This is a genomic window from Paenibacillus sp. E194 (genome assembly GCF_000935845.1).
GTDB lineage: Bacteria > Bacillota > Bacilli > Paenibacillales > Paenibacillaceae > Paenibacillus_B > Paenibacillus_B alvei_B.
In genome coordinates this window covers 1-12280 of the sequence record NZ_JMDX01000182.1, presented here as the reverse complement: position 1 = coordinate 12280, position 12280 = coordinate 1, and the positions used below count along the sequence as shown (strand labels likewise).

13 protein-coding genes, 1 riboswitch and 1 other annotated feature are annotated in these 12280 nt (G+C 48.7%); of the genes, 3 read left to right on the top strand and 10 right to left on the bottom strand.

The window, feature by feature from the left end:
- Positions 1 to 162: 162 nt before the first annotated feature.
- From argS to AZ66_RS21005, 3 genes are all read right to left on the bottom strand, one after another.
- Positions 163 to 1923: an arginine--tRNA ligase gene (gene argS, locus AZ66_RS21015; RefSeq protein WP_044356613.1), complete on the bottom strand. Its 1761-nt coding sequence runs from the start codon at positions 1921 to 1923 to the stop codon at positions 163 to 165.
- 60 nt (positions 1924 to 1983) lie between these two features.
- Positions 1984 to 2226: a binding site (T-box leader), on the bottom strand.
- A gap of 175 nt (positions 2227 to 2401) precedes the next feature.
- The gene (locus AZ66_RS21010; protein ID WP_044356612.1) at positions 2402 to 3331 is read right to left on the bottom strand and encodes a DUF3895 domain-containing protein; all 930 of its coding nucleotides are present in this window, start codon (positions 3329 to 3331) and stop codon (positions 2402 to 2404) included.
- 238 nt (positions 3332 to 3569) lie between these two features.
- Positions 3570 to 3752, bottom strand: coding sequence for a hypothetical protein (locus AZ66_RS21005; RefSeq protein ID WP_021256440.1), 183 nt, complete (start codon positions 3750 to 3752; stop codon positions 3570 to 3572).
- A gap of 216 nt (positions 3753 to 3968) precedes the next feature.
- On the opposite strand from AZ66_RS21005, the gene AZ66_RS21000 reads away from it, so the two are divergent.
- On the top strand, positions 3969 to 4835 hold the full coding sequence (locus AZ66_RS21000) for a DegV family protein (RefSeq protein ID WP_021262171.1): 867 nt from the start codon (positions 3969 to 3971) through the stop codon (positions 4833 to 4835).
- A 137-nt stretch (positions 4836 to 4972) separates the two neighbouring features.
- Here AZ66_RS21000 and AZ66_RS20995 read toward each other — a convergent pair whose 3' ends face one another.
- From AZ66_RS20995 to AZ66_RS20980, 4 genes are all read right to left on the bottom strand, one after another.
- The gene (locus AZ66_RS20995; RefSeq protein ID WP_197081748.1) at positions 4973 to 5425 is read right to left on the bottom strand and encodes a J-domain-containing protein; all 453 of its coding nucleotides are present in this window, start codon (positions 5423 to 5425) and stop codon (positions 4973 to 4975) included.
- A gap of 196 nt (positions 5426 to 5621) precedes the next feature.
- On the bottom strand, positions 5622 to 6971 hold the full coding sequence (locus AZ66_RS20990) for a nucleobase:cation symporter-2 family protein (protein WP_021262169.1): 1350 nt from the start codon (positions 6969 to 6971) through the stop codon (positions 5622 to 5624).
- Positions 6968 to 7576 carry a xanthine phosphoribosyltransferase gene (locus tag AZ66_RS20985; protein ID WP_044356611.1) on the bottom strand — a complete coding sequence of 203 codons (609 nt, stop codon included), beginning with the start codon at positions 7574 to 7576 and terminating at the stop codon, positions 6968 to 6970. Before AZ66_RS20985 ends, AZ66_RS20990 begins: the two co-directional genes overlap by 4 nt.
- A gap of 275 nt (positions 7577 to 7851) precedes the next feature.
- A riboswitch (purine riboswitch) is annotated at positions 7852 to 7951 on the bottom strand.
- A gap of 72 nt (positions 7952 to 8023) precedes the next feature.
- Positions 8024 to 8884, bottom strand: coding sequence for a DUF72 domain-containing protein (locus AZ66_RS20980; RefSeq protein WP_044356610.1), 861 nt, complete (start codon positions 8882 to 8884; stop codon positions 8024 to 8026).
- Positions 8885 to 9261: 377 nt separating this feature from the next.
- On the opposite strand from AZ66_RS20980, the gene AZ66_RS20975 reads away from it, so the two are divergent.
- On the top strand, positions 9262 to 9900 hold the full coding sequence (locus AZ66_RS20975; RefSeq protein WP_021256446.1) for a nitroreductase family protein: 639 nt from the start codon (positions 9262 to 9264) through the stop codon (positions 9898 to 9900).
- 82 nt (positions 9901 to 9982) lie between these two features.
- On the opposite strand, the gene AZ66_RS20970 is transcribed toward AZ66_RS20975, so the two are convergent.
- The 3 genes from AZ66_RS20970 to AZ66_RS20960 form a co-directional block, all read right to left on the bottom strand.
- A complete protein-coding gene (locus AZ66_RS20970; RefSeq protein ID WP_052648721.1) occupies positions 9983 to 10393 on the bottom strand; it encodes a hypothetical protein in 411 nt (136 codons plus the stop codon).
- A 103-nt stretch (positions 10394 to 10496) separates the two neighbouring features.
- The gene (glsA, locus tag AZ66_RS20965; protein ID WP_044356609.1) at positions 10497 to 11435 is read right to left on the bottom strand and encodes a glutaminase A; all 939 of its coding nucleotides are present in this window, start codon (positions 11433 to 11435) and stop codon (positions 10497 to 10499) included.
- Between the two features lie 143 nt (positions 11436 to 11578).
- Positions 11579 to 11983, bottom strand: coding sequence for a DnaJ family domain-containing protein (locus AZ66_RS20960; protein ID WP_044356608.1), 405 nt, complete (start codon positions 11981 to 11983; stop codon positions 11579 to 11581).
- Between the two features lie 115 nt (positions 11984 to 12098).
- Between AZ66_RS20960 and AZ66_RS32920 the strand changes: the two genes are divergently transcribed.
- Positions 12099 to 12280, top strand: a 182-nt coding sequence (locus tag AZ66_RS32920; RefSeq protein WP_231586979.1) for a hypothetical protein, incomplete at its 3' end; no start/stop codon positions are given.

Here is a 12280-nt window from a genome sequence, read left to right as displayed (position 1 = left end):
ATATTCCCTCGGCTCTTCTGTCGTCTACAGATAAACAGGTTCAGCTTACGAGTACTAACCAACCCACCAACCCTACGAAATCAATACCTTACATACGCATAATCAATGAAGTGAAGCAGATGATGCGATTCTCTTTTTCACAACTCACATCGATACAACGCCCTACATATGTTCCGGCGCTTCAACGCCAAGCAGGTTCAGCCCCGCTTCAAGCACTTGTGCCACGGCTGCGACGATACGCAATTTGTGGCGACGCTCGATCTCATTCTCTACGAGAATCTGCTCCTGATGGTAATAACGGTTGAACTGCTTGGCTGCATCAAGCAAATACCGAGCGAAGATGGACGGCTCATTGCTGGCCACCGCCATCTGAAGAGCTCGCTCATACTTGCTGAGAGACTTCAAGCAGACCCATGCTTCTTGACTTACTCCTCCTGCCGCAGTTGATTTCATGCTCGATTGTTCACCTGCGCTCTCGGCTGCATCCTTGCCAAGCGTCGCGGAATCCGCTGGACAATCAGAGTATGACGTCCATCCCCCTTTGACGAGCAAGCTCTTCGCTCTGACGAGTGTGAACTGTACATAAGGGCCGGTTTCGCCCTCATAGCGCAGCGCATCCTCCAAGTTGAAGTCAACAGACAACATACGACTGCTCTTCAGGTCACCGAAGATGATCGCACCAATCCCAACCTTCGATGCCACCTTGCCTTTCTCTTGCAGAGATGGATTCTTGTCTTCGATAATTTGCAGCGCGCGATTCTCTGCCTCATTCAATACCTCATCAAGGAAGATAACCTTGCCCTTGCGCGTAGACATCTTCTTCCCTTCAAATGTCATCAAGCCGAATGGGACATGAGTACATTCCTGTGCCCACTCATATCCCATCTTGCCAAGCACGGCGAATACCTGCTGAAAGTGCAGCTGCTGCTCCGCGCCAACTACATATATCAGCTTGTCAGCCTTCATGACTTCCTTACGATAGATCGCCGTTGCCAAATCACGTGTCGGGTAAATCGTTGTTCCGTTTGATTTCAATATCAAGCATGGCGGCATGCCCTCATCATCCAAACGAACGACCATAGCCCCATCACTTTCTTCGAGCAATTGAAGCTGCTGCAAATGAGCGACGACCGCATCCATCTTGTCATTGTAGAAGCTCTCGCCAAGAAAGTGATCGAAGTGAACGCCGAGTCGTTCGTACATGCGATTGAATTCAACCATACTTGCGTTAACGAAATACGTCCACAGCCGTACAGTCTCTGCATCGCCCGCCTCAAGCTTGCGGAACCATTCGCGCGCCTCGTCTTCCAGTCCCGGCTGCTGAGCCGCCTCCTCGTGGAATCTTACATACAGCTTCAAGCTCTCACGAATTGGATCTTGGCGCAGCGTGTCATCATCCCCCCACAGCTTATAAGCCGTAATCAGCTTGCCGAATTGGGTACCCCAATCCCCAAGGTGATTCACCTTCAACACCTCGTATCCTGCTGCTTCGTACAGGTGAGCGAGCGCATTTCCAATCATCGTAGAACGCAGATGACCGACACTGAACGGCTTCGCAATATTCGGGGACGACATATCAATAACGACACGCTGCCCCTCTCCGATCGACAGTCTGCCGAATAACGGCTCCTGCATGCGGGTAAGACAAGCCTCGCCATAGTAATCCTGATCAAAACATACATTCACATATCCGCCAGAGGCTTCCGCTCGCATCCGAATGTTATTGCTCTCTTGATTAATGCGTTCAGCAAGTTCCACCGCAATTTGCTGCGGAGAACGTCTCCACTGCTTCGCCAGTGTAAAGCAAGGGAACGCCAAGTCGCCGAGCTCGCTCTGCGGAGGTACTTCCAAGGCACGTTCGATGTCTGCCCTGTTCATGTTCAAAATAGGTTCTAGTACTTGCGCGGCAATTTCTTTTAGCATAAGTTCGTTCTCCTCCTGTTGTTGGTTACGATTCGCAACACGTTAAAAAGCCCCCGTCTACTAAGAGACGGAGGCTTGAATCCCCGTGGTACCACTCTACTTGACCCTACCCGGAAGCTTGTTGCTCCGAAAAGAGTCCACTCGATAAATAACGGCTGTCGCCGGGCTCCCCTACGTCCCATATGAGGCAGTTCACAGAGCCAACTCCCGGGTCCGCTTCCTCTTCATTCCGTATCGGCTTCCACCATCCCGATTCGCTGCAGCACGGATTGTGCAGAGTACTCTCCCGTTCATCGTTGTTGCGTCGATTTTCATTTTACACATTATATCCAGAACAATTAGGAAAAATCAACCTATCACATGCATCATTTTAGAAAAAATATATTCCTTACTATGCCATCCGAGTACATAACGTCATGACCAGTTGTGATTCACATCGAATACAAGTCTCATTCCGCTACCATCCGTCCAGCTTCGATTACCGCATTGTATACTTGCGATCCTCGGTTCCATTCAATTCGACCACAATATCTAGATAAGATTGCTCAATAAATTGGCACACAACCGGATAGATTTGGGGCTTGCCTGTTATATACCGGCGATCTGGCGTTCCATGATCACGTATTAACAATTCACTGATCACTCTCGCACTTCCAACACCAGTCTCCACATATTGCTTCACGGCCGCCTGTTCAGCAGCAGTAAGCCCATTCCCAGCATTACTAACTTCTTGAACCACAGCAGCAGGCTCGGGCTCCGTCCACGACCATAAGTCGAACTCCTCTAGAATCGGAGCAGGTGCAGGATCAGGAGCTGCGCTAGGCTCGCTTGTCTTCGGCGAAGGTGAAGCATTTCTCACCACAGGCTTGCGTCGCAGCATATTGATCTGCTTGTCCAACAAGGGCAGTCCAAGCGACAATTGCTGTTGTAGATGTTCAGGCAAATCTGCCACAGAATAGGCATCTGGAGCAGGTCGCCAATCGTTGGCTATTTTCAACAAAATCTCATCAAGCTCATAATCAATGGCCTCGAATCCCTTCTTAATCGTCGCCACGATTGCAGCATCAATCCCTAAGTGCTCCTTCAAGTGCTCAATGCCGAATTTTTTGATCTCGCCTGTTTTCCGGTTTTTCACCTCATGCTGATATCGAAGAGAACGGCCGCATTCGCATCTTAGCTCTGGACTTATCGTCCCCGCATCTTTATACCCCGTATAAATCCAATCATCTAACAGCGCCTCGATGTCCTCTGGTGCCGCATGATCTGGAACATGATGCCCCTTCTCCTTCGCCATCGCATTGGCGAACGCCGTACGGCGAGAGCGAACGAGATAGTTATTCAGGAACTCACGTTGGTTGTCATTGAGCTGCGATAACATCTCATCCCGTTCCTGGATAGTTAATATCATATCTTCTCCTCCTCGCGCTTTGCTCCATTACTGTCTATTGTACAGGAAGTACAGCATGGAAGTGAAGGCATGCCTTACATGAAGAAGCCGCCCTCGCGCAGGCAGTCAATCACTCCCCCGCTGGGCGGCAACCTATTGTAGGCACATCGATAAGAACGGCGATCCCTAAGAAGCGAAGCTAAATGAAGAATATTTATTCTTAATCAATGGCATTTTACGATCGGATCTGGACTTGCCATTATGAAGCATCAATTCGTTCCTGCGGCGCTTGAAAGCATTTCTTGCATACCTTAATCTGTACGCCATTCCCTCTTGTCCGATTATACAGCAGCTTAATGCGAGTGCTGGCGCAGACCGGACATGTACCTCGGCCACGTGAAGGCAGATTCCATAATGATTTACCGCGTTTGTTCTTCGCCATTCTATCCCCTCATTTCCTGTCAATTCATTCGTTCTCCTACCCTTATGTATGAATGAGGGGAAATATGACTGTATGATTCAGCTTCAGCATTACTATTAAATCCCAATAACTCACAATACATGATAAACACATTCCTTCACCGCTTTCGCTTCAACTCATGGTATGATGGAGATAAGTACTTCGGTATGAACATGAAAGAAGAAAAGGAGAATGATTATGGCAATTCGCATTCTTACCGACAGCGCTGTTGACCTCCCTCAATCTGTCATTGACGAGTTGGGGATTACTGTCATGCCGCTAATCGTTACTATAGACAATGAACAATATGAGGACGGAGTAACAATTACGCCGAAAGCCATGCTCGATGGCATGCGCGAAGGCAATGTATATAAGACTTCTCAACTCTCGATGGAGGTATTGCAGACAACCTTCCAATCGATTGCCGAAGCGAACGATGAAGCTATCTATATTGCGTTCTCGTCTGAACTATCAGGAACGTATGCCTCTTCCCGCATTATGCATGATATGGTACAAGATGACTTCCCGTCCTTCACTTGCAGTATTATCGATTCCAAATGCGCTTCACTCGGGTTTGGCCTTGTTGTTAGACAGGCTGCGCTCTGGGCGCGTGAGGGATTGCCTAGGGAAGAGATTATCACACGCACACAATCCCTTGCCCGGCAAATGGAGCATGTGTTCACGGTCGATGACCTGCAATATTTGTATCGCGGCGGACGTGTCAGCAAGTCATCAGCCATCATTGGCGGACTGCTCAATATTAAGCCCGTGCTTCATGTTGAGGATGGAAAACTCATTCCAGTCGATAAAGTAAGAGGCAGAAAGAAATCCATTCAGCGTCTTGTCGAACTGATGGAGGAGCGAGCGAATCTCGATGATAAGCAGCAGGTCATCGGCATCGCCCATGGTGATGACGCAGAAGCGATGGAGCAGTTGAAGTCGATGATTACTGAACGCTTCGGGATGACGAACTTCCTGATTAGTTCCATTGGTTGCGCAGTTGGCGCTCATTCAGGCCCAGGAACATTAGCGCTCTTCTTCCCGAATAAATCCTATTCCGCATAAAAGTTTCAACATGGCTGCCCTGGAATTGAAGATGCAGGAGACGAATCCACTCGCTCCTTGAACAGTAAGATGCCCGCACAATCGGCGCTAACCGATCGTGCGGGCATCTGCTTCTTATGTCAGCTTCTGGACTATTGTTACGTCCATTTCGCCAATTGGCCCTCTATCGTATCCAATGTAACCTTGGATTTCTGGAATAATGTAGATGGCACGCTCGCATTATATTTCACGATTTTCTGATTCACATCGGACATCGCGGCCGCTACGTTGGTTTGGGGCTGATCCTTGCTCAGCTTCATAATACGCTGCAGTTCATCTCTAATCTCATGCTGAAGCGCAAGCCAGGAAGGAACAACATTCGCGTTGTGCAGCACCCCGTTCAACGGGTCTCCACCTCGCACCTCTAGCGGCTTGCCCTTGCCAGGCAAATCATCCAATCCACCCTTCTTCTCATATTGAGTAAAGACATCATCCAACCAATTGCTCATCATTCGTTCAGTTGCAATTGTTTGCGGTGCATCCTCTGCGATTTCCGATTTAATCGGCTTAACCTCTGCTGACTGCTTGCTTTCCTTTCGGAACCAACCCATTTCGATCCCCCCAATCACATGAATAACATAATTATCCATTCCGTTTCACAATTTTGTCTAGTATGCACCATCCTTTAAATGTGACAATTTCGTGCGAGATACATTGTGCACCCAATTCCGGCATAGCAAAAAACCCATTGGAATTCATCCAATGGGCCGTCACTATTGGTTATTGTCAGACTAGCTTGTTAAGAGCCTAAGAGGCTACTGAATGTTCGGTTTCTTCCTCGCTCTGCGTTCCATCAGATTGCTGCTTCGTACCGTTGAACAGCAGGTTCATTACCAGCGCGGTAAAGGTTCCTGCTACGATTCCGTTATCCGTTAAGATTCGAACTGTTGACGGCAGGCTCGCGAACAATTGAGGCACTACCGTTACACCAAGTCCCATCCCTACCGAGCAGGCAATAATGAGCAGGTTCTCGTGACGATTCATATCAACTTGAGAGCCGAGCATCCGCAGACCGCTCGACACAACCATACCGAACATGGCAACCATGGCGCCGCCGAGCACTGAACTCGGAATTAAAGTCGTTAATGCGGCAATTTTCGGTACTAGTCCAAGCAGCATCAGCAATCCACCCGCGACCACGATCACATCACGTGTTTTCACACGGCTCATTTGTATAAGCCCGACATTTTGGGAATATGTCGTATACGGGAATGCATTGAAGATACCGCCAATCGTTATGGCTAGACCCTCTGCCCGATAGCCGCGTGCCAGATCCTTCGAATCCACGTCCCGGTCTATAATTTTGCCTAGAGCCATGAACACGCCTGTGGATTCAGCAATGCCGACCATTGCTACAATAATCATAGTCAGGATAGCCGTCATATTAAATTTCGGAACGCCGAAATAAAAAGGCTGTACTGCATGGAACCAGGATGCCTCCGCTACGGGAGTGAAATCAACCTGACCCATGAGAGCTGCGATCGTTGTGCCGATGACAAGCCCTAATAAGATCGATACCGCACGGATAAATCCGGCGGACAGCTTGTTCATAATAACGATAAATATGAGTACACCGAAGCCAAGCAGCAAGTTCGTTGGACTGCCGAAGTCCGGATTGCCTTGGCCTCCTCCTAAATCCGTGAATGCAACAGGAATTAGCGTTACACCGATAATCGTTACAACAGAGCCCGTTACGACAGGCGGAAATAGACGAATTAACTTGCCGAATAAGCCCCCGAACAAGATGACGAATATACCCATCGCAATGATGGCTCCGTAAATATACGAAATGCCAAAATCCTTCCCGATTGCGATCATGGGCGTAACGGCTTGGAATGCACAGCCTAACACGACAGGCATTCCGATGCCGAACCACCGATTCGCAAACACTTGCAGCAGCGTGGCGATCCCACACATAAATAAATCAATGGCAACCAAGTACGTAATTTGCTCTTGATTGAATCCTAAATTGCCGCCCACGATGAGCGGAACGATAACCGCTCCGGCATACATAGCGAGCACATGCTGCAAGCCAAGCGAGAAGGTTTGCAGCGGATGCCGATTTTTCACAAAGATACGGTTATCGAAGCGGCTCATTGCTGCACCGCTTCCGATGTCGTTTCCGCAGCTTCATTCACGAATGTTACACCCTCATTTGACAGAGAAGCAATACGAGCTAAGGATTCAACACGGTATCCTGCATCGAGCAGCATTTGGCGTCCCGGTTGGAACGACTTCTCAATAACGATGCCAAAACCAGCTACACTAGCTCCTACCTGTTCCACAATGCGAGCCAGGCCAGAAGCCGCTTCACCATTTGCAAGGAAATCATCTATGATCAGTACACGATCATCAGCGGACAAGAAGCGCTTCGACACCGTCACCTCATTCGTCTCTTGCTTCGTGAAGGAATATACCTTCTCCACAATAATGTCTTCGCGCAGTGTCAATGACTTCTGCTTGCGAGCGAAGATGAGCGGTACATTTAACTCCAGTGCTGTCATCAAACCTGGGGCGATCCCGGAAGATTCAATAGTAAGTACCTTCGTAATACGTTCACCTGCATAACGACGCACGAATTCTTGACCAACTGCTTGCATAAGCGCTGGATCCATCTGATGATTAAGGAACGAGTCCACCTTCAATACATTGTTGCCGAGCACTAATCCCTCTTGAGTAATCTTATCCTGAAGCTGTTTCATGTCCAGTTCCCCTTTCGACGTGTGCAGTTGAACGTCTCTCTTCTCTAATACGACAACAACCCGATTCCAATCCCCTCCGCTGCAGGAAGGTGATTGGAATCGGGTTGTACGATACCTGAATGCTGGTTAGTGCTTGTACGATTCGAAATCGTCAGCCTAACGAACATGCAAGCTATCGACTGTGAACCTCGTTTCCCAGCAGAATCACTGAAAGAAACGGCCGCGCCGCAGTATTACGGAATACGGACGTATTCACCCAAATCCACGACATAATGTGCGGCACGCTGGTTCCCCGTAGTCCAATCATTCCGGTGATTGGGTAGAAACATGCAGGCCAATTCCTGCACCTATACGAGAAGACGCTGCTTTATGATTGTAGCGGTAAGTATACCTCATTTTTTTACTGAAAGGAAGTAACAATTTCTGAAAATAACTGTTCCTATCTTCTTAATCGAATAATGTCAGCTGCTCAGCCGGCAGCGGCGGATCATCCAGTCCCAGCATGCGCTTGAACTGCTTCCCATTGTGCGCTGCATCGCCTCCCGAATTATTGTTGAAGATCATCCAGCAACGATTCGTGTTCATCAAGAGGGATCGGATATGCCCCTTCCACTCTGTAAGCTCTTGCTCATCATAACGGTACAAATAACGAACATCTCGCCAATTCGGCTGACCGCTTGCATTCCAGCCAGAATCATTGCGGCCGTGCATCCGAATCATGGTAGCCTCCGCCTTTGTCGGTACAAGCACAGTGGGCACACTTCCTTCACCTGCCTGTGGTTCATCGCAAATACTATGAATCCAGCCTTCCTCGCGCATAAATGCAAGCGTCCGCTCACGCACTGGTTCCACAAACCAGCTCTGATGTCTGAATTCAAGAGCAACGGGCAAGCCCTCCATCCATTCCCGAGTACGCCGTAAGATGTCTACATTTCTGCGGTCGCAATGGAACCAGGGAGGATACTGAAACAGCACTGTTCTAAGCTTGCCCGCTTCTTGAAGCGCCTCGACGGATTGACGGAACACGTGAAACATCTCCTTCGTACTCGTATAAGGATGCTTACCGCGAGAATGCCCTGTCATCCCCTGATACGCCTTAACGATAAATCCGAAGTTCTCAGGTGTCTGTTCGCACCAACCCAGCATTCGCTCAGGAGAAGGAATAGCATAGAAAGAGCTGTCCAATTCCACGATGGAAAAATGCCGTGCATATTCACTTAACTTCTCAGCAGCTCTTGTCCCCGGCCCATACAACGCATCCTGATCCCCCCAGCCCGCTAGACCAACTTCAATCTGATGATGCTCCATCCCCGACTCCTTTCACACCTTTCAATTGCTCTTATGTACACGCCTTATTCATGTCTTCTTCATAATCCATCGAAACAACAAACAATATTGCCTTGCTCAGTCCTTACTCATTATCATATCTATCATTTTTCGTTCCGCAACCTATGTAATTTACGCCCCTTCGTATCAAACCAACCTTTTTCTGAAAAATATACTCATAACAAGATAACAAATGTGCACGCTATAAGTGAGATAAGCGGTCTCCTCATTCAACATCTTGATTGTTGAATCGTTGCTTCAATAAAGATAATTATGCTACTATATATTTGTTAGCAAAAGCTAGAAATAGAATATTATACCCTATATGCGTATATGCCTTGAAAGGATGACCAAATACGATGACTACATCAATGAATGCTAGCGAAACTATGCTGTCGCGCCACTCTGTACGTAAATATGTTCCACATACACCAATTGCCTCTTCCGAATTGAACGAGATCTTGGAGCTTGCCGGATCCGCACCATCTGCTTGGAACTTGCAGCATTGGCGCTTCCTCGTCTTCCAACAGGAAGATACAAAGCAGAAGCTTCTGCCCATCGCCTACAATCAGCAGCAGGTTGTTGACTGCTCGGCTGTAATTGCCGTGCTTGGCGACACACAAGCGAACTTGATGGCGTCAGAATTGTATGGCGAGCAGCTGCAAGCAGGCAACATCTCACAGCAAGTGCATGATACACTGGTAGGCAACATTAACCGCGCCTATGCATCTTCCGAGCAGGTTGGCACCGAAGCAGCGATCCTCAACAGCTCACTTGCTGCCATGCAATTGATGCTTGCTGCCAAAGCAAAAGGCTGGGACACATGCTCAATGGGTGGCTTTAGCAAAGAGCAGTTCGTTACGGAATTCAACATCCCGTCCCGCTATGTGCCGGTGATGCTTATTACACTTGGCAAAGCAGCTGCACCTGCGCATGCAACAAGCCGCTTGCCATTGGAGCGTACGGTGTTCCATGAATCATTCCCAGCGAATCAATAAGATATGATCCTTATTTTTTGAGCACAATGAAATACAAAAGCGCCCATCCCATGGATGTGGCGCTTTTCTTTGTTGCTTAGGATTAGCTCGGATTCCAGCGCATCTTCACTTCCAGCTCGCAGCATCGTCCCGCCGCAGGATCCGTATTGAAAATGATTTGGATACCATCTGGCGTAAATTTTACATCCAACCTCGACTGTACCCCGATCTCGCGTATAAGCCGTATCACCTCAGTCTTGTTGCCCCGCTGCGCTGCATCCATAACGGCAGTCGCCAGAGAATGCGAGCTCCTCAGTCGATCAAGCACACGTACCGCCTGCTCCGCTAGGGAATAGGTACTGGCTGCTGAGGTTACAAATATGCTCGAATCCATAGGCGGATAGGTTTCTGGAATGCGATCCCGCTTACCCGATACCGGTCGGACAGAAGGCACTCGTATGATGAATTGCAATGATCCTACCCGACACGTAATCCCCGGTTCATTAGACGACATCTTACACATCCCTCGTTTCTAAGTAGTCCGTACGAAGAAGGTACTATGTCAGCCTATGTAAGAGGAGCACATTTCGTGTTCTTCATTGCGGCTTAGCGGCGTGCTAAAAAATGCTCCAATCGTATCGTTCGGACAAAGCGCCCAGCAGATGTACCCCTGCGACGCTATTACCTTTCTTATTCAGGGAAGGCCCAACGACACCGATTCCCATCTTGCCAGGAATGACTGCAAGAATACCGCCAGACACACCGCTCTTGGCCGGGATGCCCACGTGAATCGCGAATTCTCCCGAGGCATTGTACATGCCGCACGTCACCATAAACGAATTCGCAATCTGCACATAATGCTTCGGAATGTAGCAGCGTCCCGTCTGTGGATTGCAACCGCCATTTGCCAATACAAGAGCCATACGCGCAAGGTGATCGGTATTTACCTCAATTGCGCATTGGCGGAAATACACCTCCAGCGTATCCTCTACATCCGCTTCAAGTACACCATTATCCTTCAAGAAATAAGCCAATGAACGATTCCGATGTGCCGTATCCTTCTCGGATTGGTAAACTTCCTCATTCCACGTGATGGTAGGGTCATCCGCCAATTCTCGAATGAATTCAAGCATGCGCATTGATTTTTCCTTAGGCGTTCCCCCCTCAATTAACGAGGCGATAGCGATCGCGCCTGCATTGATAAAGGGATTGAACGGCTTCCCGGGGTCAACGAGCTCAAGCTTCAAGATCGAGTTGAAATCATCACCAGTAGGCTCCATTCCTACCTTATTAAATACAACTGCCTCGCCGCTATCGAGCAAGGCCAAGAGCAGCGAGAAGACTTTGGATATGCTTTGCATTGTAAACTTGAACTTGCAATCGCCTGCATGCACCTGTTCACCTTGAATACCGAACAAGGATATGCACAGCCCATCCTTCGGGGCATTTGCAAGCCCCGGTATATATGAAGCGACCTCTCCATCCTGTGATATTGTCCGGCTCTCCTCTACCCAATGAGGGAGCTCTCTTCTAAGTTGCTGCCAATAGGTCGTCATACGTAATGTACACCTTTCCTTCCTTCAACCAACATTGCGATGAACATATCAGCATCTCGCTGATGATATATATATGGTTATATCTATCGTTTCTTGGTTAGCGGGTTCACATGCGTCAGATGTTATGCTGTCCAGCCTGTACTCTATTCCTCACCCTGAGACTCCGTAACACGCGAAACCTTATTCACAATCTGCGATTCATACTGGGCGAACGCAGGTACAACAGCCCATCCCCGCTCCTCCATCATCATTTGCAGCCGCAGCTTCCGTTCATTCAGCTGCCTGCGTGTGTCACCAATCTTCTGTTCATCTTCTGGAGTGCAGGCAGCAAGAAGCTGTTCCAAGCGAACGACTTCGCGTCCTACATGCAGCTCTTCCGGCAACAGGCCAGCATTCTGCATCATCAAATAAGCTGGTCTCAATTCCTCAGGAACATGCGACAAGTCTTTGAGCACCAGAGGCATCCCCTTGCCTGGCAGCTCATCGAATCCACCTTCATTCATTGCCTCTTGAATCTTCTGCTCTGCCATCCATCCGATAATATCCATGATTGCACACCTCGCTATTCGACTACATCTAATGTAGACATACCCTGTAATAGGATACCACTAATCACCCCAGAATTTTAACTGGAAAATAATCGAGTAGGAGGCTACACATTAGTTGAGTAGCCGACCTCTCACACCACCGTACGTACCGTTCGGTATACGGCGGTTCAACCGCTTAAGTGCAATTGACGAAGGCGCTCGTACTGAGCAGGGAAGTCATAATATCCTGCCTGTGCGAGCCTTTCGTTTGTTACAGAGCGATTCAGTACTGCGCTTCCGGCTATCCGCCAGTAGCTC

Bases quoted from the DNA above. Each gene is read 5' to 3' on its own strand.
- AZ66_RS20970 (WP_052648721.1), bottom strand. From the start codon at position 10,393: ATGTCGTCTAATGAACCGGGGATTACGTGTCGGGTAGGATCATTGCAA.
- glsA (WP_044356609.1), bottom strand. From the start codon at position 11,435: ATGACGACCTATTGGCAGCAACTTAGAAGAGAGCTCCCTCATTGGGTA.
- AZ66_RS20975 (WP_021256446.1), top strand. From the start codon at position 9,262: ATGACTACATCAATGAATGCTAGCGAAACTATGCTGTCGCGCCACTCT.
- AZ66_RS21005 (WP_021256440.1), bottom strand. From the start codon at position 3,752: ATGGCGAAGAACAAACGCGGTAAATCATTATGGAATCTGCCTTCACGT.
- argS (WP_044356613.1), bottom strand. From the start codon at position 1,923: ATGCTAAAAGAAATTGCCGCGCAAGTACTAGAACCTATTTTGAACATG.
- AZ66_RS20995 (WP_197081748.1), bottom strand. From the start codon at position 5,425: ATGGGTTGGTTCCGAAAGGAAAGCAAGCAGTCAGCAGAGGTTAAGCCG.
- AZ66_RS20960 (WP_044356608.1), bottom strand. From the start codon at position 11,983: ATGGATATTATCGGATGGATGGCAGAGCAGAAGATTCAAGAGGCAATG.
- AZ66_RS21000 (WP_021262171.1), top strand. From the start codon at position 3,969: ATGGCAATTCGCATTCTTACCGACAGCGCTGTTGACCTCCCTCAATCT.
- AZ66_RS20990 (WP_021262169.1), bottom strand. From the start codon at position 6,971: ATGAGCCGCTTCGATAACCGTATCTTTGTGAAAAATCGGCATCCGCTG.
- AZ66_RS21010 (WP_044356612.1), bottom strand. From the start codon at position 3,331: ATGATATTAACTATCCAGGAACGGGATGAGATGTTATCGCAGCTCAAT.
- AZ66_RS20980 (WP_044356610.1), bottom strand. From the start codon at position 8,884: ATGGAGCATCATCAGATTGAAGTTGGTCTAGCGGGCTGGGGGGATCAG.
- AZ66_RS20985 (WP_044356611.1), bottom strand. From the start codon at position 7,576: ATGAAACAGCTTCAGGATAAGATTACTCAAGAGGGATTAGTGCTCGGC.